Below are 26,123 nucleotides of genomic sequence, written 5' to 3' on the forward strand. Positions count from 1 at the left end.
TACTTTTTTCGCCGGTGGTGGCATAATTTTGTTTTGGGGGGGGGGGGGGGGGTTGTGTGGGCTCCCCCCGTGCGGCCCCCCCGGGGGGCCCCGCAAAGCCTCCGCCCCGGCCACCCGAATTTGCTCAATCCCGCGCCGTTAGTTCTTCGGCTCCGCCGGCGTGTTCGGCATCGGCGGGGCGTTCGGGTCCGGCTTCTTCCCCAGCGCCGGGGCCGGGGCGTGCAGCGGCGGGCCGACGACCAGCGGGGCCGCGTACTTCGGCGACTTGTCCCGCAGGCAGATCAGCAGCCCCGTCGCGGAGGCCATGTACAGCCGGTCGGTGAACTCGTTCTCCGTCGTCACCGGGAACCCGCCGAGGCTCAGCACGCCGAGCTGCACCGCCCGGCGGGTGGCCGGGTCCGTCACGCGGTTGCGGTCGTAGGCCCGGAGCAACCCCTGCTTGTCGCGGACGTACACGATCTCGTCGTTCACCGCCAGCACCGTGTCGGCCGTGTCGTCCGTCCGCCACAGCACCTCGCCGGTCTTGCGGTCGATCCGGGCCACGCCGGACGTGTCCCCGCCCTGGTAGACGGCGTCCTTCGTCAAGAGCGGCTTGCGGTTCATCGCCCCGCCGACGTTCGCCCGCCACACGACCTTCGCCACGCCGCCGCCGCCGCCGGTCAGGTCGAACGCCATCAGGTTGCCGTCGATCAGCGGGATGTAACCGATGTCGTCCGCCTGTCCCGGTTCCGCGGCCGGGTGGTTCGGCATCCGGGCCGTCAGCTGGAGCGACTTGTCTTCCTTCAGGTAGACCTGCACGATCTGGGAGTCGCTGAGCAACCAGACGCGGAAGTTCGTCGTCAGCGGCGGGTGCGTCAGCCGGACGGTCGAGCCGACGACCCACCGGGCCTTCGGCTCCAGCGGCCGGGCGAGCAGGTTCGTCTGCTCGTACAGGGCGGCGAGGGACGGCGGGATCGACGCGATCGACGGCGTCCGCTGGATGGCCGCCCCCGTCGGGTCGGTCAGCGAGTACGGCTGCCGCATGCTGTGGACGGTCGAGAGCGACTCGGACCGGACGACGTACTTGCCGCGGTCGTCGAACACGTTGTACGGCGGCCGGACGGACGGCAGCACGGACAGCGACGGGGCCCGCTGCGTCGCCAGCGCGCCGCCGGTCAGTTGCGTGTCGGCGCTGACCGTCACCTTACTCTCCTCGAACCGGTCGACGACGTTCGCGGACTTGCGGACCGTGCCGGGGTACCGGGTGGCGACCACGTCGGCCGGGTTCTTGATCCGGAAATCGACGGCCCCGGCGAGGCTGCCGACGCCGGCGTTCGCGTTCGCCCGCCGCTCCGGCATCGTCACCGGGTCCGGCAGGGCGTAGGCCGTCATCCGCTGGCCGTTCAGCGTCAGGTACGCCGTGTCCTTGTCGATCGTCGGCCCGGCCGACGGCACGAGCGGCAGCCGGAACTTGAACTCGACCAGCCCGGTGTACCGGTGGACGCAGTACATGCTGACGAGGTTGACGGCGACGAGCAGCCGGTCGTTCACGGCGACCGGGAAGACCGGGGCGTTGGCCGCGTCGAACTTCAGTTGCCACTGCTGGCTGCCGGTCTTCGCGTCGAGCGCCAGCAGCAGCCCGCCCTTCGTCTGGACGAAAATCTGGTTCCCGTCCGCGACCTGGATCAGCTCCACCGCGTCGAACCGGCCGGCGAGCGGGACGGCCGTGGTCCACTCGGTCTTGAGGTTCAACACGTCGAGCGCCGCCTCGGACGGCGGCGGGACGGCCGCGACTTGGGCGGTCGCCGGCCCGCGGGCGGCCAGGACGAGGAGGGCGGCGAGCAGGGTCGGGGGGAACCGCATGGGTCGGACTCCGGGTGCGTGCCGGGGCAGCGTCGGCATTACGGTATTTTAACGCGCCGGCGTGAGAAGCGTTTGACGAACCCGCGATCCGGCCGGCGAAACCGGCGGGGGCTGCGCCGGTTGTGCCGGTCGCGCCGCGGAGTCATTTCTTCCCCATCGCCCGCTTCTTGGCGAAGAACTCGGTCAGGACCGCCGCGCACGCCTCGGCCAGGACGCCGCCGAGGACGGTGCAGCGGTGGTTCAGCCGCGGGTCGGTGGTGATCTGGTAGAGGGTGTGGCACGCCCCGGCCTTCGGGTCGGTCGTCCCGTACACGACGACCGGCAGCCGGGCCTGGACGATGCCGCCGGCGCACATCGGGCACGGCTCGAGCGTGACGTACAGGAAGCACCGCTCCAGCCGCCACGATTCGAGGGCGGCGGCCGCCTGCGTGAGGGCGATCATCTCCGCGTGGGCGGTCGGGTCGTGCAGCTGCTCCCGCTGGTTGTGGGCGCGGGCGATGACGCCCCGCTCCGGGTGGACGATGACCGCGCCGATGGGGACCTCGTCCTCGGCCTCCGCGAGCCGGGCCTCTTCGAGCGCCATCTCCATGTGCAGGACGTGGACCGGGTGTCGCGGGTCGGTGAACGCGAGGTCGAGCATGGGGGGATTGTAGGCCGGGACTATATAGCCGCCGGCTTGCCGGCGGGGTTTTGGGTGTCGCATAACCCCGCCGGCAAGCCGGCGGCTATATAATCGCGTCCCCGGCAGTGCAGAAACGTAGAACGAGGGAAGAGGTGCATCATGCCAGAGCCGGCCGAGCAGCCGTGGTATCGGGACGGGCTTCGCTTCACGTGTACGCAGTGCGGGAAGTGCTGCACCGGCGACCCCGGCTACGTGTGGGTGACGGAGGACGAGGTCCGGAAGCTGGCCGCGTTCCGCGGCGAGCCGCTGCACGAGTTCGTCGCGCTGCACACCCGCAAGGCCCGCGGCAAGGTCACCCTCCGCGAGAAGGCGAACGGCGATTGCGTGTTCTACGATCAGCAGCGCGGCTGCACGGTTTACCGCGTCCGTCCGCGGCAGTGCCGGACGTGGCCGTTCTGGGAGAGCAACCTCGAATCGCCGGAGCAGTGGGAGCGGACGGAAGCGGTCTGCCCCGGCAGCGGCGTCGGCGAGTTGATCCCCGTCGAAGAGATCGTGAAGCGGATGAAGGTCGTGAAGATGTAAAGTAGTAGGCACACTCCGTGTGCCGTTTCCTCGGCGTATCAGCGAGTTCGTGGAAGCCGCTGCGACCGACAGCAGACGGCACACGGAGTGTGCCTACTACTATGCCCATGCACCCCGAGCTGCGTCACCACTTGGACCGCATCTACGCCGAGGTCGATGCCGCGGTCGCGGCCGCGGCCCCGCGGTGCGATGCGTCCGGCCGGTGCTGCCGGTTCACCGAGTACGGCCACACCCTGTTCCTCAGCCACTTCGAGGCCGAAATCCTGCTCGAAGCGAACCTCCCGTTCACCCAGCCGGTCACGCGGGACGGCTGCCCGTTCCAGATCGACAACCGCTGCACCGCCCGCGACCACCGGCCGCTCGGCTGCCGCATCTACTTCTGCGACCCCGCGTTCCAGGACCAGCAGCAGCCGCTCACGGAAGCGGCGCTCGCGAAAATGAAATCGCTCGCGGACGAGTTCGGGACCGGCTGGCGGTACGCCCCGCTGCACGTATTCCTGAATGAAGCGGACCCGCCCGCCGCCCCGCCGCCGTCGCGGGTGTCGCTGCCCCTCATCGCGTGAGGATCACCATGCGTTCGCTTCCCCTCGCCCTCCTGTTGCTGATTCTGCCGACCGCGACCGCCGCCGACTGGCCGCAGTTCCTCGGGCCGAACCGGGACAGTGCCACCGCCGAGACGGTCGCCCCGTGGACCGGCGAGCCGAAGGTGTTGTGGAAGAAACCGGTCGGCGACGCCCACGCCTCGCCGGTGATTGTGGACGGCGTCGTGTACGCCTTCTACCAGCCGAAGGGGAAGAACGCCGACGCGCTGGCGGCCTACGACGCGAAGACCGGCGAGCAAAAGTGGGAGAAGAGCTACGATCGGGAGGCGTACACGCCGCCGTTCGGGAAGGGGCCGCGGGGCACGCCGGCCGTCGCCGGCGGGAAGGTGTTCACCCTCGGCAGCACCGGCGTCCTCGCCGCCTGGGACGCGAAGACCGGCACGGTCCTGTGGAAGGTGGACACGCTGAAGGAGTTCAAGGTCAAGAACCTGTTCTTCGGCGTGTCCACGTCGCCCACGGTCGTCGGCGACGCGGTCGTCGTGATGGTCGGCGGCAAGGGGCACGGCATCGTCGGGTTCGACGCGGCCGACGGGAAGGTGAAGTGGCAGGCGACCGACGACGCGGCGAGTTACTCCACGCCGCTGGTCCACGGCGACGGGAAGCTCGTGTTCCTGACCGGGGCGAACCTCGTCGGCCTGACCGCGAAGGGCGAGAAGGAGTGGGTTTACCCGTTCAAGGACTTGCTCAACGAGAGTTCGACGGCCCCGGTGAAGGCGGGCGACCTGCTCATCGGCAGCTCCGTGACGGCGGGCACGGTCGCGCTCAAGTTCGTCGAGAAGGACGGCAAGCCCGCGCCGGAGCGGGCGTGGAAGAGGGACAAGCTGACGTGCTACTTCTCCACCCCGGTCGTCGTCGGGAAGTACCTGTACATGGTGAACGGGGCGGCCACGCTACAGAACCCGACGGTCACGCTGCGGTGCGTGGAGGCCGCGACCGGCGAGGTGAAGTGGGAGAGGCCGAACGTCGGCCGCTACCACGCCGCCCTGATCCGCACCGGCGACGACAAGCTCTTGATGCTCGACGACAACGGCTCCCTGTCGCTGCTGGAGGCGACGGAGAAGGAGTACAAGGAGCTGGCGAAGTCGAAGGTGTGCGGCGTGACGTGGGCGCACCCGGCCCTCGTCGGCGGCGTCGTGTACCTCCGGGACGAGAAGGACCTGATCGCGCTGGAGATGCCAAAGTAGTAGGCACACTCCGTGTGCCGTTTGCTGTCGGCCGCGGCGAGTTCGCCCGAGTCGCCGCGGCCGACCATAGTAGTAGGCACACTCCGTGTGCCGTTTCCTGCACGCCGCGGGGAGTTCGTCCGAGTCGCTGCGGCCGACAGCAGACGGCACACGGAGTGTGCCTACTACTATTTGCCCGTTGCGGCCGCTCCGCCGTCCGCCTACACTGTCCCCACGTCGGCCGGCCCGCCGACGCCCTCCGATCTCGCACCCCATTTTCCGACTGAGGAATGCTCTCCATGGCCACGCGATTCACCCGTCGCCGGTTCGTGCAACTGACCGCCGGCGGCAGCCTCGGGTATCTCTTCACCGGCCCCGCGTTCTCCGTTAGCAAAGCCTACGGCGCGAACGAGAAGCTGCACGTGGCCGGCATCGGCGTCGGCGGCAAGGGGTCCAGCGACATCGACCACGCCGGCGACCTGATGGAAGTCGTCGGCCTGTGCGACGTGGACAAGGACTACCTCGGCGCGAAGCTCAAGAAGTGGCCAAAGGCGAAGGGCGTGCAAGACTTCCGCAAGCTGTTCGACGACGCGGAACTCATGAAGACGGTGGACGCATTCACGATCAGCACGCCGGACCACATGCACGCCCTGCCGGCCGCGATGGCCATGCGGGCGAAGAAGCACGTCTACGTCCAGAAGCCGCTGGCCCGCACCGTGTTCGAGAACGACCTGCTCCGGAAGGTCGCGAAGGCGAACGGCGTCTGCACCCAGATGGGCAACCAGGGGACGACGCTGCCGGGCCTCCGCCGGGCGGTCGAGCTGGTGCAGAACGGCACGCTCGGCGCGGTGAAGGAGGTCCACGTCTGGACGAACCGCCCGGTGTGGCCTCAGGCCCCGGCCGTGCTGAAGCGGTACGAGCCGACGGCCGTGCCGGACTACCTGGACTGGCAGTCGTACCTCGGGCCGGCCCCGGAGCGGCCCTACGCCCACGGCCCGGTGAACCCGAAGAACCCGAAGCGGGGCTGCTACCACGACTTCAACTGGCGGGGGTGGTGGACGTTCGGGACCGGGGCGATCGGCGATATGGCCTGCCACACCGCGAACATGGCGTTCATGGCGTGCAAGCTCCAGATGCCGACGAAGGTGTCCGCCACGGCCACGGACGTGAACGACGAGACCTGCCCGAGTTCGGCGCACGTCGTCTTCGAGTTCCCGGCCCGCGGCGACCTGCCGCCGGTCACCGTCCACTGGTACGAGGGCAAGGGGAAGGACGGCAAGAAGCTCGTGCCGCCGCAGGAGTGGATCGACAAGGCGCTGGCCATCGACACGAACAAGGACCGCAAGAAGGCGCTCGTGAACAGCGGCAGCATCATCATCGGCGAGAAGGGGTACATCTACTCGCCGAGCGACTACGGGGCGGAGGTGTTCTTCGGGCCGGAGGGGGCGTTCAAGGACATCAACACGAAGGAGCCGGAGAAGCTGAAGCTGTGGAAGGGCGGCGACTTCGACAAGAACAACAAGATCGAGTGGGTCGAGGCGATCAAGGCCGGCAAGCCGGAGCACGCGGTGTCGAACTTCGACTACGCGAGCTACCTGGCCGGGGCGTTCGTCCTCGGGAACGTGGCGATCCGGACCGGCAAGGCGTTCGAGTTCGACCCGGCGACGCTGGAGTGCAAGGGCAACCCGGACGCGGCCCAGTACATCAAGTACGAGTACCGCAAGGGCTGGGACATGCTCGAAGACAAGAATGCGTAACCTCATCCGAGGAAGCCGAAAGCCCAGGGAAGGACTTCCCTGGGCTTTTCTTTTTGCCCTGGTCTACCTCGCGCCGCTCGCCTGCGTGTTCGCGGAGCTGATCCGCCGCCCGTCGGCGTGGCTCGCGTGGCGGGAACTCGACCGCATCCTGCCGCTGCTCGGCAATACCGTCGCCCTCGCGATGCTGTCGATGCTCGTCGCCGTCCCCGCCGGTACGCTCCTCGGCGTGGCGGTCGAACGCGCCGCCGTCCCCGGCCGCCGCGTGCTTCACGGCCTGCTCCTGCTCGCACTGTTCGTGCCGCTGCCGGTGTACGCCGTGGCTTGGCAGGTCGTCCTCGGCTCGTGGCTGCCGCCGCTGGCACTGGACCCCGGCGCGGTCGCGTGGCGGCCGTGGAACCAGGGCCTGCTGCCCGCCGCGTGGGTCCACGGCACGGCCGCGATCCCGTGGGTCGCGTGGATCGTCGCCGCCGGCCTGAAGCACACCGACCGCGGCCTCGAAGACGAGGCCCTAATGACCGGGGGGCCGAAATCCCTCTGGCGGTATGTGCTGCTGCCCCGCGTGGCGGTGGCGGCGGTGGCGGCCGGGGGGTTCGTGGCCTCGCAAACGGCGACGGAAATCGCCGTCACCGACGCGATGATGGTCCGCACGTTCGCGGAGGAAGTGTACACGCAACTCGTCGGCTTCCCGGCCGGCGTCGCCGCGGCCGTGGCCGTCACCGTACCGGTCTGGCTCCTCGCGAGCTTCCTCGCCGTCCGGCTGTCACGGCTGCCGGCGACCCGTTTCTTCCCGCCAGAGTCCGTCGCCGGCCCCGGAGTTCGCCTGCGATCGCGCCTCGGCTTGCTCGCGTGGCCGGTCGTGCTACTCGTCGCCGGCGTCCCGTTCGCGGCCCTCGTCTGGAAGGCGGGCGTCACGTCCGCCGGCTGGAGTTTCGCGAACCTCGGCACGCAGCTCGACCGCACCGTGCGGCTGTCCGGCGTCACGATCGCGTCCGGCGTGCTGGCCGCCGCCGTCGCGGGCGTCGTCACCGCCGCGTTCGCCGCATGGTTCTGCTGGACCAACCGCGACCGCCCCGGCCGCGTCGTCGCCATCGCCGTGCCGCTCGCGCTGACGCCGGGGCCGCTCGTCGGCCTCGGGCTGAAGGAACTGATTTCGCTGCTGCTCACGCTGGAAGAATTCGTCCTGCGAACTTTCGGCCTCGCCCCCGACTTCCCGCCGCTACGGTCGCTCCTGTACGACCAGCCGTCGCCGCTGCCGGGAATCTGGGCCTGCACGGTCCGCTTCTTCCCGGTCGCGGTCGCGATCCTTTTCCCCGCCGTGCGTGTCATCCCGAAGGAACTGCACGAGGCCGCCGCCCTCGACGGCGTCGGCCCGTGGCGGCACGTCGGCTGGCCGCTGCTCCGCAACGCCATCGCGTTCGCGGCCGTGGCCGTCGGCGTGGTGAGCCTCGGCGAGGTGAGCGCGAGTAAGCTGGTGGTCCCGCCGCACCTGACGGTGTACATGCTCGACCTGTTCAACCAGATGCACTACGGCACGGAGGCCGGAGTCGCCGCGATGTGCCTCGTGCAGGTGGCGGTAACGTGTCTGGTCGTCATGTGTAACCGGAAACTCGGTTAGCGGGCGACCCATCGGGTCGCCCGCTAACCGCCGCTACTTCGGCTTCTTCTTCACGAACTCGTATGCGCCGGGCTGGTAGAACCCGTACTGGTTCGAGAACACGCCGTTGCGGGTCGAACTCGTGAACCCCTGCGGCGACTGGATCACCTTTACCTTCACCACCGCCGTCTGGCCGGGCTTCACCACGCCCGCGTGGACGGCCGCCAGCCCCAGGTACGAGTCGAGCGTGTACTGGTCCGTGCCGTAGACCGTGCCGGTGTTCGGCTGCGCCCCCACGACCGTGAACAGGTGCGTCTTGCCGAACTGCCCGGCGAACGCGGACATGTTCGTCGGGGCCGGCTGCGCGTTCGCCGCGACCAGGTCGTCCTCGTTCGGGCCGTCGCCGAGCGACCGCGCGTCGGCCACCTTCATCCGCAACTCGCCGAACTGGAACGTGCCGATCCGCAGCTGCGCGGCGCTCAACTGCCCGGCGATCTTCGAGTCGTCCGTGTGGACCACGTCCTGCTCGCGGACTTCGAGCTGCACGTCCGAATACTTCGCCTTCAGGAACTCGACCAGGTCGTCCGCCCGCTGCGCGATTTCGGGGTCGTCGTTCTTCGTCGCCTTCAACAGCGCCGCGAAGGAGCGGGGGCCGATGGCCTTCAGGTCGTTCGCCGCCTGGACGCGGACCTTGTGCTCCGGGCTGCCGAGGGCCAGCACGGCGACGCGAATCTTGTCCGCGTCCGCCTGCGGGATGCGGGTCGCGAACTCGACCTGCCGCACGTCGGCGGTTGCGATCTGGAGCGTGCCGTGCTTCGTGACGAGTTCCAGCTTCTCGTCGAGCAGCTTCACCTTCATCCGGCTGCCGTCAATGAACTGGACCTCGATCTCCGGGCCGGTCGCGGCCGATTTCTCCCCCGGCGGGAGCGGGGCGGCGACGCCGCGGAACGGCGCGACGGCCACGGCACACAGCAGGACGGCGAACAACCCCCAAGACACCAGACGACGGGCCGACATGGCGGAAGCCCTCCGAGGCGCGGGTTCGATTTTCCAACGCCCAGGATACCGCGCCGTTGGTCAGAACTCCACCCGTTCAATCGCCCGCGTGCCGGCGCGGAGGGGCAGCAAGGTGGCGACGACGCCCAGAATCACCCCGAATGGAAGGCCGGCGTAGGCCCACCACGGGAAGTCACCGACGTGTAACTTGTTCAAGTGCCGCAGCACCGCGGCCGCGTGCAGCGGCACGGCCATGAGCGTGATCGTGACGACGACGAACAAGAGGCCGGTCACCATGTTCACCGTGCCGCTGAACCCGACGACGATCTTCGACGGGTCGGTCTCGCGGAAGTTCGGCATGTACGCCCCGAGGCCGACGTTCAAGCCGCTGAGGCCGACCGCGACGGCCAGCACCGTGACGGCGTGGATCGCCACGACCGCCGGCGGCAGGCCGAGCAGCACCTCGCTGCCGACCACGAGCGTCAGGCCGATGAGCGTCGCCCCGGTCGCGGCGAACGCGAACTTGCCGACGAGAATCTGCCGGCGGCTGATCGGCATGAGGCCGAGGATCCAGAACTTCCGGCCTTCGAGGGAGATCAGTGGGAAGATGAACCGGCTGAGGCCGGCGCACAGCAGCACCGACACGCCGGCGAGGTTGACGAGGCCGATGATGTACTTGTCGATCCCTTCGAGGTCGGCCTGGTTGAACTGGCGGAAGTTGCGGACGCCGAGCAGCATGAGGCCGGCGAACAGCACGAGGATGCCCCACTGCGACGGGTCGCGGCGGAACGTGCGGAAGTCCTTCACGACGAGGATGCGCGTCGGCCGGTCGAGGTAGCCGACGAGCAATTCCATCACGCGGTCGAGCGCGTTGCCGCGGTAAACCTTCTTGCGGTCCCCGCCCCCGGCGGCGCGGTCGTAGGCGGTACGGTAGACCCGCTTCGCCGCGAACGCGGCCAGCAGGAACGCGACAAGGCCGTTGCTCCAGATGAGCGCGAGCGGGACGAGAACCTCGCGGGCGTTCTCGCCGCGGGCGGCGGCGAGGAGGCCGCTCGTCATCCAGTGGCTCGGCGTGACCGGGTTGCGGGCGAGGCTGAACTGCCCGACGAACGTTTCCAGCGCGTCCCGGTTATTGGCCGTCAACGCCGCCCGCGACGCGGCACTCGTTCGGTACAGCCAGACGCCGAACGCGAACACCAGGAAGGTTCCGACGACCATCAGCACCTGCTTCCGGTTCCGCGGCAGGTATCGCATGAATACGAGACAGACGAGCGCCGACACCGCGCCGGGTAGCAGGACGTAGCCGAGCAGGAACAGCGGCAACAGCGGGTAGAACCAGACCGGCACGCCGGCCGTCAGGCCGTAGGCGACGAGGATCGGCAGGCCGAGGACGACGAACCCCCACGACGAGAACGCGACCGCGTCCTGGAATTTCGCCGCGAAGATGCGGTCGGCCCGCGCCGGCGTCGTGAGCAGGAACCGCGTCTCCGGCGACGTGAACAGGCTGGCGTACAGGATGATCCCGGTCGAGAACAGGAGCATGACGCCGAGGGTGAAGAACATCAGGTCGAACAGCCCGCCGACGATCAGGCCCTTCATCGGGATTTTCGAGTTGAACAGTTCGAGGAACCCGAACGCGCTGAGGCCGAAGACGAAGAGCGCGACGACGACGCTGGTGGCGACCATCGTAACGAGCCGGACGCGGCCGGTGTCCAGCAGGACGCGGAGGCCGTTGCGGAACAGCGTGCCCCGCAGGCGGCGGAAGACGGCGGCTTGGTCGAGGGTCGCGGGCATGGTTTGTTCTCAGCGCTCGTTACACCCCGACTTCCGAAGTCCGGCTTCGACTTCGGAAGTCGATGTCGCAACCACGTCCTCGGCACGAGGTCTTTGCCGTTCGGACTTCCGAAGTCGAAGCCTGACTTCGGAAGTCGGATTCACACACCCGCCTCGGCCGCCACTTCTTCTTGCTGCTCCGCCGCCTCGTCCGTGATCTTCATGAACACGTCCTCCAGCGTGCCGTCGGAGTTCGCCTTCTTCCGGAGGCCGTCCACCGTGTCGCACGCGATCAGCCGGCCGTTGTGAATCACCCCCACGCGGTCGGCCAGCTCCTGCGCGATGTCCAGCGTGTGCGTCGAGAGGAACACCGTCGTCCCGCCCTTCGCCAACTGCCGCAGCAGCACCTTCAGCTCGCGGATGCTCTTCGGGTCCAGCCCGACCGTCGGCTCGTCCGCGATCAGCAGCTTCGGTTCGTGCAACAGGGCCGCGGCGAAGACGGTCCGCTGCCGCATCCCGTGGGAGTATCGCTCCGTCAGCGTGTCGATGAACTCGTACAACCGGAACTGGTCCTGCACGTACTGCATCCGGGCCTTCGCGTGGTCCGGGTCCATCGCGTACAGGTCGGCCGTGAACTGCAGGAACTCGCGGCCGGTCAGCTTCTCGTACAGGAACGGCTGGTCCGGGACGTAGCTCACCAGCTTGCGGGCCTCGTCGCCCTGCGTGGTCACGTCGAACCCGCCGACCTTCACCGTGCCGGTCGTCGGGAACAACAAGCCGCAGAGCATCTTGATCGTCGTCGTCTTCCCCGCCCCGTTCGGGCCGAGGAACGCGAACAACTCGCCGTCGGGCACGTTCAAATTCAAGTCCTCGACCGCTACCTTCTGCCCGTAGCGCTTCGAGACGTTGCGCATTTCGATCATGGTCACTCCTCGCGGGCGACCCGTTGGGTCGCCCGCTAACCGTTAGTCTTCGCGTTCCAGCCGCATCGTGTCGTCTTCGAGCTTCGCCCGCTGCTGCATCACGTGTCCGTCGCGGACGCGGACCCAGACCGTCGTGGAACCCGTGTCGCCGCGGATGTCGATCACCCAACACTCGTGCTCGCCGCGGCTCAGCTTCAACACCTCCGGGGCGTCGGCCACCGTCGCGACCAGCGAGGTGCGGGCCGGCGGCTTGCCGTTCAGGAGCGCCGTGCCGAACTTCTTCCCGACCGTCTCGCGGATGCCGTTCACGGCCTCGGCCAACGGGTTCACCTCGTAGATCACCCACCGCATGCCCGGCCGCACGCCGCGGAGCCGGTTCACCGGCTGGAGCGGGTTGAGGACCTGCCCCTCCGGGACGGGGGCGGGTTCAAACGGGGCCTCGAACGTGCCGAACGTGTCCGAATCCAGGCGGCAGTTGCCCACGAGTTGGCCGTCCCGGACGACGGCGTCCGTAGCACCCTTGCCGCCGAGCGACAGGCCGAGCGCCTTCACTTGGAAGGCCGCGACCATCTTCTGCGCCCGCAGCTCGCCGGCGCGGTTGACGGTCGTGGTCATGTCGAACTCGGGGACCTTGACCGAGTACCCGAACACGTCCCGCTTCAGGTCGCCGCGGTACTTCGTCGCGAACGTGAACGCGTCCGTCCCGGCCTCGTAGCTCATCTGCGTGGTGACGGTCCCGACCCGGTCGTCGTTCAGGTAGAACGCCCACCGCACGGGGACGGTTTGCGTCGCCTCGTCCGACAGGTCGATCCACACGGCCGGGGCCTTGTCCGCGAACAGCCGCGGCCACACGTCGCGGTAGCCGACGTACCCGAGGGTGACGAGCCAAAACGACAGGATCAGGAGAACGCCGCGACGGCTGGGCATCATCGCACCGGGTTGTTGCGAGCCGGTCCGCCGGGTGACATGGTTCGGCGCGGGTGGCGGACGTACCAGACATACACCCGGCCCGAGGGCCGAGTTTCAGGAAATGAATGCGTTCTCATTTTCCATCCCGCGGGCGGTCCCTCACAGTATGGTAAGGGGCGGGGCCGGTCGCGATTCGCCTTGCCCGATTTTCGCCCGTCGGTATACCCGTTCCCCAAACTGCCTTCCCGCGCCCGGACCAGGAGCAGAGCATGAGCGATGTGTCGAAGGTGCGCCTCACGGCGGAACAACTCGAGGGGCGGGACGTGCCGTCCGCCGCGCCGATCTTCACCGTCAACGCCGGGGCCGGGCTGCCGCCGCGGGTGCAGGTGTTCAACGTCTCGACCGGGGCGCGGCTGGCCGACTTCCTGGCGTTCGAGAACACGTTCACCGGCGGGGTGAACACGGCCGTCGGGGACGTGAACGGGGACAACGTGGCGGACCTGATCGTCGGGGCCGGGGTCGGCGGCGGCCCGCGGGTGCGGGTCATCGACGGCCGGTCGCTGACGCCGACGGTCAACTTCCCCCGCGCGCCGCTCAACGGCTCGGCGCAAATCTCGGACGCCCTCGTGATCGCCGACTTCTTCGCGTTCGAGGACACGCAGCGGGGCGGCACGTTCGTGGCGACCGGGAACTTCATCGGCTCGACGAACGCCGAACTCGTCATCGGCGCGGGGCCGGGCGGCGGGCCGCGGGTCCGCATCCTGGACGGGGCACAGGTCTCGGCCCAGGGCCGGGCCTTCACGAGCAACGGGAACTTCGACACGGTCGCGAACTTCTTCGCGTTCGAGTCCACGTTCCGCAACGGGGTGACGGTGGCGGCCGCCCCGACGCCGCTCGGCGGGCTGCAGTTCTCGGACCTCGTCGTCGCGCCGGGGCTGGGCGGCGGGCCGCGGGTGCGGGTGCTGAACGGGGCGGCCATCGCCGACCGGCAGCTGCTGTACACGAGCTTCAACCTGAACGAGGTGCGGGCGGACTTCTTCGCCCGCGACCCGAACACCCGGAGCGGGCTGTTCGTGACGGCCGGTGACTTCAACCGGGACGGGTTCGCGGACGTGGGCGTCGGGACCGGGCCGGGGGTGACCGGGAACTTCACGGTCTACAGCGGGGCGGCCATCCAGCAGGGGAACTTCGTCGGGACGCGGGCCGGGGACATCCTCGACCAGTTGACGTTCAACAACTACACCCGCGGGGTGACGGTCGGGGCGGCGGTCATCCCGAACGGGGTGAACAACGCGTTCCTCATTACCGGCACGGCGGCCGGCGGCCAGGCGCAGCTCGGCCGGGCGGTGGTGTCGCAGTTCGTGTTCGGGGCCGGGTTCCTGCAACGGCAGGCGGTGTTCACCATCAACTTCGACGACACGTACACCGGGCTGCCGTTCGTCAGCCAGTGACGCCGGGGCGGCGCGAACCCGCCGGCCCTCGCCGCCGGCCCTCTCTGCGCGGCGGGATTCGTCGCGGCCCTTGTCGGGGGCCGGTGCGAAGTAATACATTGATGAGACGCTGCACCCGTAGCTCAACTGGATAGAGCGTCGGCCTCCGGAGCCGAAGGTTAGAGGTTCAAATCCTCTCGGGTGTACTCTCCGACGACGGGCATCGAGGCGGACACTTCTCTTCTCTCTTTCCCACGACTCAGAATCGTACTCGTCGTTCCCGATTGACGTGACGATGCCGCGGCGACGGCCAGGGTATTTCGCGCGAACGCCGCTACGCGAGGTTGGGGTTGAAGCGGTCTTCGGACGGGGCGATCGACTCGCGGAGCAGGCGGTCCAGCTCGCCGACGCGGACCGGCTTCGTCAGGAGCGGGGTGGGGGAGATCTGGCGGAACGCGGCGGTCGTGTACCCCGGAACCTCGGCCGTCATCGCCAGCCGGACCAGCGACGGGGCGAGGTCGCCCAGCTCGGCGAGCACCCGCGCCCCCTGGAACCCCGGCAACTGGAAGTCCACCACCACCGCGCCGATCTCGGCCCCGCGGTCGGCGTACACCCGGAGGGCCGCCGCGCCGTCGGCCACGTCCCAGACGGACCACCCGCGGGTTTCGAGCGCCTGCTTCAACTGGCGGCGGTCGCCGGCGACCGGATCGACGAGCAGGATGCCGCACGGACTCGACGGACTCATGGCCACCTCGTCGGAATGAGGTCCGGGTCCAACGCGCCGTGCAAACACGCCGGCGTCCACGCGGGCGGCCCGGCGGACCGGCCGGGGGCGATCTCGGCCGCCAGGTCCGCGAGGTCCTTGACGAACTCGGCCTGGGTGTCGATCCGGACGCCGGCGGCCGGCGGGGCCTCCGGGCCGATGCCGACGGACAGCCCGTCGCGGGCGTTCGCCGCCGCGACCGCCTCGGCGTCGTTCGCCCCGTCGCCGGCGTACACCGCGAACGCGTCGGCGGGCAGGCGGGCGAGCGTCCGCTCGACGGCCGTGCCCTTCGTCCACGACCCGGCCAGCGCGATCTCGAGCGACCGGGTGACCTCCCGGACCCGTAGCGGCGGGCAGTCGATCTGCAACTCGTCCAGGGCGTCGCGGAATTCGTCCACCAGGCACGCGGCCATCAGCGGCGTGAGCGCCCGGTAGTGGACGGCCAGGCAGCCGGGCTTCCGGTCGAACCACGCGCCGGGGTACCACTGGAACAGCTGCGTCGTGGCGACGATGATCGCGTCCGCGACCTCGTGGAACGCGGCGATGGACGGGTCGATCAATTCCTCGTCGCCGAAGTCCATGTGCATCCCGCCGGACCCGGCGTACCAGAGGTCGGGCACGGCGACAAGCTCCTTCAACGACCCCAGGGCGCGGCTGCTCACGACCGCAACGGACACCCGGTCCGTCGCCGCGAGGTCCGCGAGCAGCCCCCGCGTCTCGGGGGCCAGGAGGGCGAGCGACGGGTGCGACACGATCGGCGTCAGCGTCCCGTCGTAGTCGAAGAACAGGGCCACCGGGCGGCCGGCGCGGTGCTCCGCGGCCGCCCGCTTGACCCAACACGAAACGGACATCGTTCCACCTCAAAAGGACGGCCTTCAGGTCATGCTCATCAGGACGGGGGCCGCGGCCGCGCCGTAGGCCGGGTACGCCGGCCGGACCGGGTCGTCGAGGTCCGGCCAGGACCCCGACCCGACGGCCGCGGTTTCGTCCACGAGCTTGCACGCCTCGCTCAGGAGCGTCCCGGCCCACCGGTAGATGTTGTTGTCCCGGACCTGCGCCCGCATCCGCCGCATCCGCCGCTGCTGCTCTTCGGGCGGCATCGTCAGGACGGCGTGCAGCCCGGCCGCCAGCCCGTCCACGTCGAACGGGTTGACGAGCACGGCGTCCGTCAGGTCGCGGGCGGCCCCGGTGAACTGCGAGAGCACGAGCACGCCCTGGTCGTCGTCCCGTGCGGCGACGAACTCCTTCGCCACCAGGTTCATGCCGTCGTGTAGCGAACTCACCACGCACCCGGCGGCGGCCCGGTACAGGGCGTAGATCATCTCCGGCCCGGTGTGCTCGTTGAGGAACACGACCGGCCGCCAGTCCGGCGTGCCGTGCCGGGCGTTGATCCCGTCCGCGAGGGAAAAGATCTCGCGGGTCAAGTCGCGGTAGGCCGGGAGCGTCGTCCGGCTCGGCGCGCCGAGTTGGACCATGTGGAACCGCCCGACCAGCTCCGGCTGCCGCTGGAGCAACCGGTCCACGGCCCGGAGGCGTTCGGGGATGCCCTTCGTGTAATCGACGCGGTCCACGCCGACGATCAGCGGCCGGCCGCCGAGGCCGTACTTGCGCCGCACGGCCGCGACCCGGTCGTCCCAGTCGTCCCCGGCGTATTCGGCGGCGAGGTCCGGATCGACGCTGATCGGGAACGGCCGGACCCGCGTGTCGCGGCCGCCGCGGCCGACGCTGAACCGCTCCCGGCAGATGCGGGACTCGAGCGTCCGGTCCACCGTCTCCAGGAAGTTGTTGCAGTCGTACTGGGTGTGGAACCCGAGCAGGTCGTTACCGAGCATCCCGTCGAGCAACTCGCCGGCCCACGGGCAGAGGCGGAACGTCTCGGAGTTCGGCCACGGGATGTGCCAGAACTGCGCGACCGCCAGGTCCGGCCGGGCCGCCTTCAACAGCCGCGGGAGCAGGGCGAAGTGGTAGTCCTGCACGAAGACCACCGCCGGGCCGCCTTGCGCTTCCTCAAGGACGGCCTCGGCGAAGAGCTGGTTCACCTCGCGGTAAACCGCCCAGTGGGTCGGGTCGAACGTCGGCCGCTGGTACACCTGGTGGCAGAGCGGCCAGAGCGTGCTGTTCGCGAACCCGTAGTAGTACCCGGCCTCCTGCTCGGCCGTCAGCCAGACGCGGCGGAGGGTGTAGGTGGGGTCGTCCGGGGGGACGGAGAGGCGTCCCCGGTCGTCGGCCGTCAACTGGTCGGCGTTACCCGACCCGTGCCCCACCCACACGCCCCCGCAGGCTTGCATCACCGGGTCCAGGGCCGTCGTCAGCCCGCCCGCCGGCCGCATGACCTCGATCGCCCCGTCCCGGTACTGGTGGATGTACGGCTCCCGGTTGGCGACCACGATGAGCTTCGCGCCGCCGAACCGGGTCCGGGCCACGTCTTCCAGTCGTTCTTTGGTCCAGCCCACGGGGCCTCCGGGGGAAATTGGGTCAATCGAGGGAGTAATGTGTCTTCCGCGTCGTCGTCGGACGGCACGGGCACGACAGTTGCCCCCTCCAACGCAAGCCGTGTACCAGAGGGCAACGTGGGGTCGGGATCGGCCGGGCGAACGGCGGCCGCGGCCGGGGCGGATCGGAAAACGTCCTGCAAGTTAACCGCTGGAATACGTGTAGAGTTAGGATGTTCCCATCGAACGAACGGAACTTCGCCCGCCCCCACTCGTTGAACCAGAAAACGGGACCTCATGGCCGAGCTAGACGAACGAGATACCGCGGCCCGTGGGATCGGAATCTGGCCGAACTGTCCAGAATCTGCACAGGAGACGGGTAAACTCATGGCCCCTCGCATCTGGACCGGCGTGGCCCTGCCCGTGGCGGCCGTCAGCATCCTGTTGCTGCTCATGGCCGGCGGCACGGCCTGGTACGTCCGCACCATGCAGGCGTCCGTCGCCGGCATGTTGACCGAGAACGTCACGAGCATGAGGGCGGCGCAGAACCTGGAGCTGTCCGTCCGCGACCTCCGCAGCCAGGGCGTCCGGTACTTGATTACCGGCGACTCGAAGATGCTCGAACCGATCCCGCGGCTGCAAGAGCGGACGATGGCCGCCCTGGAGAACGCCGAGCGGCTGGCGACCACGCCGGCGGAGCGATCTCTGATGCAGAAGACGCGGGCCGGCCTCCAGGAGTTCTTCACCGAGTACCAGCGGATGACCCAGGGGCAGGCGGCGCGGGCCGACTACACCAAGACGCTCGCCCTGATCGACTCGTTGCTCACCGAGGAAGTCATCGAGCCGACGCGGGAGTACCTCCGGCTGAACGAGGGGATGCTGACCAAGGCGAACGAGGAGAACCAGCGGGTCGCGTCGCTGGTCACGACCGGGCTGATCGCGCTCGGGCTGTTCGGCGGGTTCGGTGGGCTACTCGGCGGCTGGGTTCTCTCTTCGACCATCCGGCGGACGATGCTCAACACCGAAGTCCGGCTCCGGACGACGGCCCGGCAACTGGACGAGGCGGCCCGCACGGCAGAGGACACGGCGAACCGGGCCGGCCGGTCCGCGGACGCGCTGGACGCCGTGGCGACGAGCGCGACGGCCGTGCTCGCCCGGCTGAAGCAAACGGAGAGCGACGCCCTCCGGGCCGAGCAACTCGCGTGGGCCGGGCAGATGGCCGCCGGCATCGCCCACGAGGTCCGCAACCCGCTCATGGCGATCAAGCTGTTGATTCAAGCCCTGGCCGACGGCCGCACCGGCGACCGCATCCGCGCGAAGGACGTGCAGGTGCTGGAAGAGGAGATCATCCGGCTGGAACAGACCGTCGGCTCGTTCCTCGACTTCGCCCGCCCGCCGCGGCCGGACAAGAAGCCGGTCGCCGTCGGCCCGCTCGTCGAGCAGGTGGCCGACCGCGTCCGCAGCCGGGCGACGCTCCAGGGCGTGGCCGTCGTCGTGGACGTGTTCAGCCCGGTCGTCGCGGACGTGGACCCGAACCAACTGCAACAAATCCTGTACAACCTGCTGTTCAACGCCCTGGAGGCCCAACCGGACGGCGGCGCGGTGCGGGTCGAGGTCCGGGCCGGGGACGCCCTGGAAATCACCGTGGCGGACGACGGCCCCGGCCTCGCCGCCGAGGTCCGCGACCGGGTTTTCGAGCCGTTCGTCAGCACGAAGGACACCGGCCTGGGCCTCGGCCTGTCGATCTGCCGCCGCATCGCGGACGCCCACGGCGGCGAGATCGAGGCGGCCAACCGGGCGGCCGGCGGGGCGGCGTTCGTCGTCCGGCTGCCGCTCGCCCGCACCGGCCGGTCGGCCGTCATCCCCCGCCCGCCGCGAGCCGTCCCGCGAGGCCACGATGCCGAAGTTGCTGCTGGTCGATGACGAGCCGAACGTGCTCTACACACTCGACCTCGGCCTCGCGGCCGAGGACCGGGAGGTCGTCACGGCCCGGACCGGCAAGGACGCCCTCCGCCGCGTCCGGGACGCCGCCCCGGACGTGATGATCCTGGACGTGAAACTGCCGGACCAGTCCGGGCTGGACGTGTTCGACACGGTCCGGACCATCGACCCACGGCTGCCGGTCGTCATCATCACCGCCCACGGGACGACGGAAACGGCCATCGAGGCGATGAAGCGCGGGGCGTTCGACTACCTGCTGAAGCCGGTGGACCTGCACCAGCTGCAGGCCGTCGTCGCGCGGGCGCTCGACCTCCGGCGGATGCAGGCCGTGCCGGCCGTCCTGGACGACGCCGAGCCGGACGCGGCCGGCGACCGGATCGTCGGCCGGTCGGCCGCGATGCAAGAGGTTTTCAAGGCCATCGGCCGGGTGACGGCCGCCGACGTGAACGTGCTCATCACCGGCGAGAGCGGGACCGGGAAGGAACTCGTCGCCCGCGCCATCTTCCAGCACAGCCGGCGGGCGGACCGGCCGTTCGTGGCGATCAACTGCGCCGCCATCCCGGACACGCTGCTAGAGAGCGAGCTGTTCGGCCACGAGAAGGGGGCGTTCACCGGCGCGGACCGGCAGCGGGTCGGGAAGTTCGAGCAGGCCGACGGCGGGACGATCTTCCTGGACGAGGTCGGCGACATGGCCCCGGCGACGCAGGCGAAGATGCTCCGCCTCTTGCAGGAGCAGAAGTTCGAGCGGGTCGGGTCGTCGCAGACGATCGCGGTGGACGTGCGGACGATCGCCGCCACGAACCGCGACCTGGACGCGATGGCCGCGGCCGGCACGTTCCGCAGCGACCTGCTGTACCGGTTGAACGGGTTCACCATCCACCTGCCGCCGCTGCGGGACCGCAAGGACGACCTCGCCCCGCTGACCGACCACTTCCTGCGGCGGGCCAACCAGAAGTTCGGCAAGGCCGTCCGCGCATTCTCCCCGGAGGCGACGCGGCTCCTGGAGGCGCACGGATGGCCGGGGAACGTCCGCGAGCTGCAAAGCGCCGTGCGGTTCGCGGTCGTGCAGGCGGTCGGCGAGGTCGTGACGCCCGACTGCCTGCCCCACACAATCCAGGGGAACCAGCCGCCCGCGCCGCCGTCCGGGGCGGGGACGGTGGAGGAGTTGGTCAAGGACTTGCTCGCCCGCGGCGAGGAGGACATCTACGCCCAGGTCACGCAGGTCACGGACCGGGCGGTGCTGGAAACGGTCCTGCAACACACGGGCGGGAACCAAGTGATGGCCAGCCAGCTCCTCGGCATCTCGCGGACCACGCTGCGGGCGAAGTTGCTGGCCCTCGGCCTCGTCATCCAGAAGCACCTCCGCCCGGACGGGTAGGCTCACACCCGCCGCTTCGGGCCGCGGCTCGCCGTCGCCGTCGTCGGGTCGTCCGGCCAGTCGTGCTTCGGGTAGCGGCCGCGGAGGTCCTTGCGGGCGACGCGGTAGCCGGTCGCCCAGAAGCTCGCCAGGTCGTCCGTCACCTGTTGCGGCCGGTCGTTCGGCGCGAGCAGGTGCAGCAGCACCTTCACCCGCCCGCCGGCTATGCGGGGCGTCTCCGCGAGGCCGAACAACTCCTGAATCCGCACCGCCAGCACCGGTGGGCGGCCCTCCGCGTATTCGAGTGGTACGTCCCGGCCGCTCGGCACGCGGAGGCGGTCCGGGGCCTCGCGGTCGATCAGTTGTTGCTGCTGGTACGTCAGCCGGCCGCGGACGAGGTCGAGCCACGGCCCGGCCCGGAGGTCGGGGAGCGACCGCCGCCCGCGGCACAGGTCCGGCAACATCGCCTTCAACTCGTCGTCGTCGAACCGCGGCAGGTCGAGCGCCGGCATCCATGCGTTCAAGCATCGCAAGCGAAGAAGGAACCGCCCCGCCTCCGAGTCCGCGGCCGGGGCGACGCGGTCGAACCGGGCCGCCGCCGCGGCCGCCAGCACGCGGGCGGCCTCGCCCTCGTCGGCGACGTGACCGGCCGTGTCGTCGATGACCAGGTCCTCGAATCGCGTCCGCTTCCGCGCGACGACCCGCTCCGAACTTTCGTCGAACTCGACCTCGTGCCGGACGGTCAGCCGGTCGGCCGGCAGCCACTCGCGGCGGACGCCGGACGCCAGCCGGACGAGCGAATCGGTCCCGCCGGCGTCCACGTCCACGCAGGCGAACAGGTCCGGCTCGTTCACGCCGCTCTGGTGGGCCAGCCGCACGCCGCGGCCGCCGACCATCCGCGCCCGGCGGTCGGTCCGCTCCCGCCGCCGCGCCAGCCGGTCCGGGAACGCTGCGAACACGGCCCGCAACAGCGCCTCGTCGGCGTCCGCCGGAAGGTCGCTCCGCCCCTTCGTCCCCCGGTTCACCAGCCGAAACAGTTGGTCCCGCGCTTCGAGAACAAATCGGGCCGACCCGCGGGACAGCCGGCCGACCGGGAAGTCGAGCCGGCCGGTCGCGGCGAACTGCTCGAGCGCCTCCACCCGGTCCAGGAGGTCCGACTCGGTCGCGGCCGCCGGCGGGGCCAAGTGCGGCGGTCCGTCGAACGGCCGCTGGAACGGGTCGCGGTCGCCGAGCACGGCCGCCGCCAGCGCCGCCCGGCCCGGCACGCCGAGCCGCTTCCCTTCCACGAGCAGCCGCCCCAGCCGCGGGTGGACCGGAAGCCCCGCCAGTTCCTCACCGAGGGCCGTCAGCTTGTTCCCGCTCACCGCATCCAGCCGTTCGAGCAACCCGACGGCCTGCCGCACCGCTTCCGCTCGCGGCGGTTCGAGCCACGGGAATGCGGCCGGGTCTTCGCCGTGCGCGAACAGGTGCAGCACCGCCGACGCCAGGTCCACGCGGCGGATTTCCGGCTCCGTCTGTTCCGGCCGCGCCTTCTGCCCGATCTCGTCCCACAGGCGGACGCAGACGCCGGGCCGGGTCCGGCCCGCGCGGCCGCCCCGCTGGTCCGCGGACGCCTTCGAGATCGGCACGAGCCGCAGCCGGTCCATGCCGACGGCCGTGTCGAACTCCAGTTGCCGGGCCTGCCCGGTGTCGATGACGACGGCCACGCCATCGACGGTGACGGACGTTTCCGCGACGTTCGTGGCGAGGACCACCTTCCGCCGGTCGAGCCGCTGCAGCGCGCGGTCCTGCTGGTCCGGCGGCAGCTCGCCGTGCAGCGGGAGCACCGCGACCGCCGGTTCGAGGTCCGCCAGCGCGTCGGCCGTGCGGCGGATCTCGCCGAGGCCGGGGAGGAACACGAGCACGTCGCCGTCCGCCGCCCGCAGGGCGTCCCGCACGGCGCTCGCGGCCGCGTCCGGCCACGGCGTCTCGGCCCGCTTCGGCCGGTAGCGGACCTCGACCGGGAACGTCCGCCCCTCGCTCGTAACGACCGGGCAGCCGCCGAGGTACTCGCTCACCGGCCCGGCGTCGAGCGTCGCGGACATGACGACGGCCCGCAGCTCCGGCCGCGCCTGCCGGACCAGCCGGACCATGCCGAGGGCGAGGTCGGCCTCCAGCCCCCGCTCGTGGAACTCGTCGAACACGACGGCCGACGCCGCCTCCAGGAACGGGTCGTCGTGGAGCATCCGTAGCAGGACGCCGGGGGTGACGGCCAGCACCCGCGTCCGCGGCCCGGCGGCGCGGTCGAACCGGACGTGGTAGCCGAACACCTCGCCGAGCGGCGAGCCGTGTTCGACCGCCATCCGCCGGGCCGCGGCGCGGGCGGCGACCCGCCGCGGTTCGAGGACCAGCACGGTGCCGGGCACGGTCGCCATCAGCGCGGGCGGCACGCGGGTCGTCTTCCCGGCCCCGGTCGGCGCGCGGAGGACGGCCGCGCCGCGATCCCCCAGCCGGGCGAGTAGTTCGGGCAAAACGGCATCGACGGGCAGCGGGTCGCGGCTCATGCGGCTGATTTTAGCGGCGGTTCGGCCGGTCGGTTGCATCCGGCCGGGGGTGTTCTAGGATGTCGGAATCAGCAGGTGCTGAGCCGCCCCCTCGCCCGGCCACACCTTCACGCGAGCCGTAGCATGCCGGGCGGTGACCCGCCGATTCCGCCGTCCAAGTTGGACGCCACCCACCTCGTCCGCCCGCGGCGGCCGGACCCCCACCCCACGCCGCGGGGCGAGCCGCTGCCGGTGGCCGTCACCCCGCAGGCGTCGGCCGGGCTGCCCGGCGTGCCGTTCCCCGAGCCGGGCGACTGGTTCCTCCACTTCGAGCTAGTCAAAGAGATCGGCCGCGGGTCGTTCGCCCACGTTTTCCTCGCCCGCCAGGAGTCGCTCGCCCACCGGCTGGTCGTCCTCAAGGTGACGACCGCCCAGACGGACGAGCCGCAGAACCTCGCGCGGCTCCAGCACACGAACGTCGTTCCGGTCTATTCCGTCCACAACGCCGGGCCGCTCCAGGCGCTGTGCATGCCGTACCTGGGCGAGGTGACGCTGGCGCAAATCCTCGCGACCCTCGACGGCACGCCGAAGGACCAGCGGGCCAACGGCGGGGTGTTGCTCGCCCCGGTGGCGGCCGCCGCCCCGGCCGACGCCCCGGCGCTGGCGGACGCGGTCGCGGCGCTCGCGAAGCTGTCGTTCGTCGAGGGGTGCGTGTGGTTCGTCGGCCAGCTCGCCGCCGGGCTGGGGCACGCCCACGCCCGGCACATCCTGCACCGCGACCTGAAGCCCGGCAACGTCCTGGTCACGTCGGACGGCGTGCCGATGCTGCTCGACTTCAACGTGTCGTGCGAGTCGGCCCGCGGGGCGGACGGGATGCTCGGCGGGACGCTGGCGTACATGGCCCCGGAGCACCTCCGGGCGTTCCTGGACCCGGCCGTCGCGGTGGACGAGCGGGGCGACCTCTACTCGCTCGGCGTCATCCTGTACGAACTCCTGACCGGCCGGCAGCCGTACCCGCTGCCGGAGGCGGTCGGGGCCGCGGACGCGCTCCCCGCGCGGATCGCCCAACACGCCGAACCGCCGCCGCCGCCGAGCCGGTTCAACCCGAGCGTCCCGCCGGCCGTGGACGCGATCGCGCTCAAGCTGCTCGCCCCCGACCCGGCCGACCGGTACGCCTGTGCCGCCGACATCCGGGAGGACGCGACCCGGCAGCTCGCGGCCCGGCCGTTAAAGTTCGCCCGGAACGCGTCGGCCGTCGAGCGGGTGGCGAAGTGGCGGCGGCGGAACCCCGGCCTGGCGGCCGCCGCCCTGGCGCTGGCCGCCGTCGTCGTGCCGGCCGTCGTCGTCGCCGCCCGGCAGGCCGACCTCGTCGCCCGCACCGGGCAACTCCAGCGGGCCGAGGCCGACGGCCGGTGGGCCGCGGCCGTGGCCGACCTGAAGGCGGCCGAGGCGATGCTCGGCTCGCACACGGACGCGGCCCTCCGCGGGCACGGGCTGGACCTGGCGCAGGGCGTCCTGGCCGGGTACGGGGTCGCCCAGGACGCGGGGTGGGAATCGCGGCCGGCGGTCGCCCTGCTCGCCCCGGACCGCCGGGCGGAGTTGAAGGCCCGCTTCGCGAACGCATCGATCCTCATGGCGCGGGCCACGGCGGGCACGCCGGACGGCCTCCCGACCGCCCTCGCCTGGAACCGGCTGGCCGGGCGGCTGTTCGCCGACGCCGACCGGCCGGCCGTCGTCGCCCGCCACCGGGCCGAATTTGAGGCGCGGCTCGGCGGCCGGCCGGTGCCCCGGTTCGCCGCACCGGACCCGGCGACGGCGCGGCCGGCCGACCTTTACTTCGACGGCCTCGACCTCGCGGCCGCCGGCCGGCCGGCCGAGGCGCTGCCGCTGCTCGCCCGCGCCTGCGACCGCGACCCGACCCGGTTCCTCGCGTGGTTCGCCCGCGGCATGTGCCACGACGCCCTGAACCAGCCGGCGGAGGCCGTCACCGCGTTCGCCGTCGCCGCCGCCCTGCGGCCGGAGTCGCCGTTCCCGCACGCGAACCGCGGGGTGGCGCTCGTCCGCCTCCGGCGGTTCGCCGAGGCCGAGGCCGACCTCACCCGCGCCCTCGACCTCAAGCCGGGCTGGGGGCCGGCCCTGTTGAACCGCGGGACGGCCCGCGACGGCCTGCGGCGGCCGGCCGACGCGGCCGCCGACTACACGGCCGCGCTCGCCGACCCCGCCGCACCGACCCGGCTGTACTTCCTGCGGTCGCGGGCCCGCCGGGCCGCCGGGGACGCGGCCGGGGCGGACGCCGACCGCGCGGAGGGACTGGCCCGCACGCCGACCGACGCCCTGAGCTGGACCGCCCGCGGGGCGTGGCGGCTGGCCGCGAAGCAACCGCACGAGGCGCTCGCGGACTTCGACGCCGCGCTGGCGCTCAACCCGACGTTGCGGGACGCGCTGGTGAACAAGGCGGTCGTCCTCGCCGACCACCTCCGGCGAGAGGCGGACGCGATCCCGGTGCTGGACGAGTTATTGACCCGCCACCCGAGCCACGCGGACGCGCTCGGGTCCCGCGGCGTGTACCACGCCCGTCTCGGCCGCGCGGCCGAGGCCGGGCGGGACGCCGCGGCCGCCCTCATGCTCGACGGGTCGGCGTACCGCCACTTCCAGGTCGCCGGGGTGTTCGCGCAGTTGGCGAAGGCCGATCCGGCGGGGCCGGCGAAGGACAAGGCGTTCGTCCACCTCGCGCTGGCCGTCAAGGCCGGGTTCGCGGACCGGGCGTTGCTGGAATCGGACCCGGACCTCGACCCGGTCCGCCGCGACCCGCGGTTCGATCAGGTGACCGCGGCCGCGCGGGCGATCGACCGGCTGGGGCAATGACGGCCGGCATCGGTCGATCGCTCGGATCGCCACAGGGGCCGTTGTTTGCT

The 26,123-nt window shown here is 70.8% G+C and carries 19 protein-coding genes and 1 tRNA gene; 10 read left to right on the plus strand and 10 right to left on the minus strand.

The features are described 5' to 3' along the window. Positions 1 to 138: 138 nt before the first annotated feature. Together AC5JJ2_RS16460 and tadA are read right to left on the minus strand one after the other, a co-directional pair. Positions 139 to 1,842: an outer membrane protein assembly factor BamB family protein gene (locus tag AC5JJ2_RS16460; RefSeq protein WP_495859103.1), complete on the minus strand. Its 1,704-nt coding sequence runs from the start codon at positions 1,840 to 1,842 to the stop codon at positions 139 to 141. Between the two features lie 142 nt (positions 1,843 to 1,984). Beyond that, a complete protein-coding gene (tadA, locus tag AC5JJ2_RS16465) occupies positions 1,985 to 2,482 on the minus strand; it encodes a tRNA adenosine(34) deaminase TadA (RefSeq protein WP_495859104.1) in 498 nt (165 codons plus the stop codon). Between the two features lie 141 nt (positions 2,483 to 2,623). Here tadA and AC5JJ2_RS16470 point away from each other — a divergent pair, with 141 nt between their 5' ends. The 5 genes from AC5JJ2_RS16470 (at position 2,624) to AC5JJ2_RS16490 (ending at position 8,183) form a co-directional block, all read left to right on the plus strand. Further along, positions 2,624 to 3,046 carry a YkgJ family cysteine cluster protein gene (locus AC5JJ2_RS16470; protein ID WP_495859105.1) on the plus strand — a complete coding sequence of 141 codons (423 nt, stop codon included), beginning with the start codon at positions 2,624 to 2,626 and terminating at the stop codon, positions 3,044 to 3,046. A 101-nt stretch (positions 3,047 to 3,147) separates the two neighbouring features. Then, the gene (locus AC5JJ2_RS16475) at positions 3,148 to 3,609 is read left to right on the plus strand and encodes a hypothetical protein (protein ID WP_495859106.1); all 462 of its coding nucleotides are present in this window, start codon (positions 3,148 to 3,150) and stop codon (positions 3,607 to 3,609) included. 8 nt (positions 3,610 to 3,617) lie between these two features. After that, positions 3,618 to 4,832 carry a PQQ-binding-like beta-propeller repeat protein gene (locus AC5JJ2_RS16480; protein WP_495859107.1) on the plus strand — a complete coding sequence of 405 codons (1,215 nt, stop codon included), beginning with the start codon at positions 3,618 to 3,620 and terminating at the stop codon, positions 4,830 to 4,832. Between the two features lie 278 nt (positions 4,833 to 5,110). Continuing rightward, a complete protein-coding gene (locus AC5JJ2_RS16485; RefSeq protein WP_495859108.1) occupies positions 5,111 to 6,568 on the plus strand; it encodes a Gfo/Idh/MocA family protein in 1,458 nt (485 codons plus the stop codon). Then, the gene (locus AC5JJ2_RS16490; protein ID WP_495859109.1) at positions 6,561 to 8,183 is read left to right on the plus strand and encodes an ABC transporter permease subunit; all 1,623 of its coding nucleotides are present in this window, start codon (positions 6,561 to 6,563) and stop codon (positions 8,181 to 8,183) included. Before AC5JJ2_RS16485 ends, AC5JJ2_RS16490 begins: the two co-directional genes overlap by 8 nt. A gap of 33 nt (positions 8,184 to 8,216) precedes the next feature. Here AC5JJ2_RS16490 and AC5JJ2_RS16495 read toward each other — a convergent pair whose 3' ends face one another. From AC5JJ2_RS16495 to AC5JJ2_RS16510, 4 genes are all read right to left on the minus strand, one after another. After that, positions 8,217 to 9,179, minus strand: coding sequence for an LCCL domain-containing protein (locus AC5JJ2_RS16495; protein WP_495859110.1), 963 nt, complete (start codon positions 9,177 to 9,179; stop codon positions 8,217 to 8,219). 60 nt (positions 9,180 to 9,239) lie between these two features. Beyond that, the gene (locus tag AC5JJ2_RS16500) at positions 9,240 to 10,952 is read right to left on the minus strand and encodes a putative ABC transporter permease subunit (protein WP_495859111.1); all 1,713 of its coding nucleotides are present in this window, start codon (positions 10,950 to 10,952) and stop codon (positions 9,240 to 9,242) included. Between the two features lie 140 nt (positions 10,953 to 11,092). Further along, on the minus strand, positions 11,093 to 11,854 hold the full coding sequence (locus tag AC5JJ2_RS16505; RefSeq protein ID WP_495859112.1) for an ABC transporter ATP-binding protein: 762 nt from the start codon (positions 11,852 to 11,854) through the stop codon (positions 11,093 to 11,095). A gap of 42 nt (positions 11,855 to 11,896) precedes the next feature. Beyond that, positions 11,897 to 12,781: a hypothetical protein gene (locus tag AC5JJ2_RS16510; RefSeq protein WP_495859113.1), complete on the minus strand. Its 885-nt coding sequence runs from the start codon at positions 12,779 to 12,781 to the stop codon at positions 11,897 to 11,899. Positions 12,782 to 13,032: 251 nt separating this feature from the next. On the opposite strand from AC5JJ2_RS16510, the gene AC5JJ2_RS16515 reads away from it, so the two are divergent. Together AC5JJ2_RS16515 and AC5JJ2_RS16520 are read left to right on the plus strand one after the other, a co-directional pair. Next, positions 13,033 to 14,214: a hypothetical protein gene (locus AC5JJ2_RS16515; protein WP_495859114.1), complete on the plus strand. Its 1,182-nt coding sequence runs from the start codon at positions 13,033 to 13,035 to the stop codon at positions 14,212 to 14,214. A gap of 111 nt (positions 14,215 to 14,325) precedes the next feature. Continuing rightward, a tRNA-Arg gene (locus AC5JJ2_RS16520) sits at positions 14,326 to 14,399 on the plus strand. A 128-nt stretch (positions 14,400 to 14,527) separates the two neighbouring features. Here the strand turns inward: AC5JJ2_RS16520 and AC5JJ2_RS16525 are convergent. The 3 genes from AC5JJ2_RS16525 to AC5JJ2_RS16535 are packed head-to-tail and all read right to left on the minus strand — an operon-like array spanning position 14,528 to position 17,409. Continuing rightward, a complete protein-coding gene (locus AC5JJ2_RS16525) occupies positions 14,528 to 14,938 on the minus strand; it encodes a response regulator (RefSeq protein ID WP_495859115.1) in 411 nt (136 codons plus the stop codon). Beyond that, a complete protein-coding gene (gene otsB, locus AC5JJ2_RS16530) occupies positions 14,935 to 15,807 on the minus strand; it encodes a trehalose-phosphatase (RefSeq protein ID WP_495859116.1) in 873 nt (290 codons plus the stop codon). The genes AC5JJ2_RS16525 and otsB overlap by 4 nt, the downstream gene beginning before the upstream one ends. A 24-nt stretch (positions 15,808 to 15,831) precedes the next feature. Continuing rightward, positions 15,832 to 17,409, minus strand: coding sequence for an alpha,alpha-trehalose-phosphate synthase (UDP-forming) (locus AC5JJ2_RS16535; RefSeq protein ID WP_495859117.1), 1,578 nt, complete (start codon positions 17,407 to 17,409; stop codon positions 15,832 to 15,834). Positions 17,410 to 17,775: 366 nt separating this feature from the next. On the opposite strand from AC5JJ2_RS16535, the gene AC5JJ2_RS16540 reads away from it, so the two are divergent. Both AC5JJ2_RS16540 and AC5JJ2_RS16545 read left to right on the plus strand, forming a co-directional pair. Then, positions 17,776 to 19,311: a sensor histidine kinase gene (locus AC5JJ2_RS16540; RefSeq protein WP_495859118.1), complete on the plus strand. Its 1,536-nt coding sequence runs from the start codon at positions 17,776 to 17,778 to the stop codon at positions 19,309 to 19,311. Beyond that, positions 19,286 to 20,707, plus strand: a complete 1,422-nt coding sequence (locus tag AC5JJ2_RS16545; RefSeq protein WP_495859119.1) for a sigma-54-dependent transcriptional regulator — start codon at positions 19,286 to 19,288, stop codon at positions 20,705 to 20,707. Before AC5JJ2_RS16540 ends, AC5JJ2_RS16545 begins: the two co-directional genes overlap by 26 nt. Positions 20,708 to 20,709: 2 nt before the next feature. Here the strand turns inward: AC5JJ2_RS16545 and hrpB are convergent, their stop codons facing one another. Further along, positions 20,710 to 23,229 carry an ATP-dependent helicase HrpB gene (gene hrpB / locus AC5JJ2_RS16550; protein ID WP_495859120.1) on the minus strand — a complete coding sequence of 840 codons (2,520 nt, stop codon included), beginning with the start codon at positions 23,227 to 23,229 and terminating at the stop codon, positions 20,710 to 20,712. Between the two features lie 123 nt (positions 23,230 to 23,352). Between hrpB and AC5JJ2_RS16555 the strand changes: the two genes are divergently transcribed. Beyond that, positions 23,353 to 26,073 (plus strand): protein kinase domain-containing protein, encoded by a 2,721-nt coding sequence (locus tag AC5JJ2_RS16555; protein ID WP_495859121.1) that lies wholly within the window; start codon positions 23,353 to 23,355, stop codon positions 26,071 to 26,073. Positions 26,074 to 26,123: the final 50 nt, after the last annotated feature.

The organism is Limnoglobus sp. (assembly GCF_059499385.1).

Bases quoted from the DNA above. Each gene is read 5' to 3' on its own strand.
- AC5JJ2_RS16525 (WP_495859115.1), bottom strand. From the start codon at position 14,938: ATGAGTCCGTCGAGTCCGTGCGGCATCCTGCTCGTCGATCCGGTCGCC.
- AC5JJ2_RS16480 (WP_495859107.1), top strand. From the start codon at position 3,618: ATGCGTTCGCTTCCCCTCGCCCTCCTGTTGCTGATTCTGCCGACCGCG.
- AC5JJ2_RS16555 (WP_495859121.1), top strand. From the start codon at position 23,353: ATGCCGGGCGGTGACCCGCCGATTCCGCCGTCCAAGTTGGACGCCACC.
- AC5JJ2_RS16475 (WP_495859106.1), top strand. From the start codon at position 3,148: ATGCCCATGCACCCCGAGCTGCGTCACCACTTGGACCGCATCTACGCC.
- AC5JJ2_RS16545 (WP_495859119.1), top strand. From the start codon at position 19,286: ATGCCGAAGTTGCTGCTGGTCGATGACGAGCCGAACGTGCTCTACACA.
- AC5JJ2_RS16515 (WP_495859114.1), top strand. From the start codon at position 13,033: ATGAGCGATGTGTCGAAGGTGCGCCTCACGGCGGAACAACTCGAGGGG.
- AC5JJ2_RS16485 (WP_495859108.1), top strand. From the start codon at position 5,111: ATGGCCACGCGATTCACCCGTCGCCGGTTCGTGCAACTGACCGCCGGC.
- AC5JJ2_RS16495 (WP_495859110.1), bottom strand. From the start codon at position 9,179: ATGTCGGCCCGTCGTCTGGTGTCTTGGGGGTTGTTCGCCGTCCTGCTG.
- AC5JJ2_RS16510 (WP_495859113.1), bottom strand. From the start codon at position 12,781: ATGCCCAGCCGTCGCGGCGTTCTCCTGATCCTGTCGTTTTGGCTCGTC.
- tadA (WP_495859104.1), bottom strand. From the start codon at position 2,482: ATGCTCGACCTCGCGTTCACCGACCCGCGACACCCGGTCCACGTCCTG.
- otsB (WP_495859116.1), bottom strand. From the start codon at position 15,807: ATGTCCGTTTCGTGTTGGGTCAAGCGGGCGGCCGCGGAGCACCGCGCC.
- AC5JJ2_RS16490 (WP_495859109.1), top strand. From the start codon at position 6,561: ATGCGTAACCTCATCCGAGGAAGCCGAAAGCCCAGGGAAGGACTTCCC.
- AC5JJ2_RS16505 (WP_495859112.1), bottom strand. From the start codon at position 11,854: ATGATCGAAATGCGCAACGTCTCGAAGCGCTACGGGCAGAAGGTAGCG.
- AC5JJ2_RS16470 (WP_495859105.1), top strand. From the start codon at position 2,624: ATGCCAGAGCCGGCCGAGCAGCCGTGGTATCGGGACGGGCTTCGCTTC.
- AC5JJ2_RS16460 (WP_495859103.1), bottom strand. From the start codon at position 1,842: ATGCGGTTCCCCCCGACCCTGCTCGCCGCCCTCCTCGTCCTGGCCGCC.
- AC5JJ2_RS16500 (WP_495859111.1), bottom strand. From the start codon at position 10,952: ATGCCCGCGACCCTCGACCAAGCCGCCGTCTTCCGCCGCCTGCGGGGC.
- hrpB (WP_495859120.1), bottom strand. From the start codon at position 23,229: ATGAGCCGCGACCCGCTGCCCGTCGATGCCGTTTTGCCCGAACTACTC.
- AC5JJ2_RS16540 (WP_495859118.1), top strand. From the start codon at position 17,776: ATGGCCCCTCGCATCTGGACCGGCGTGGCCCTGCCCGTGGCGGCCGTC.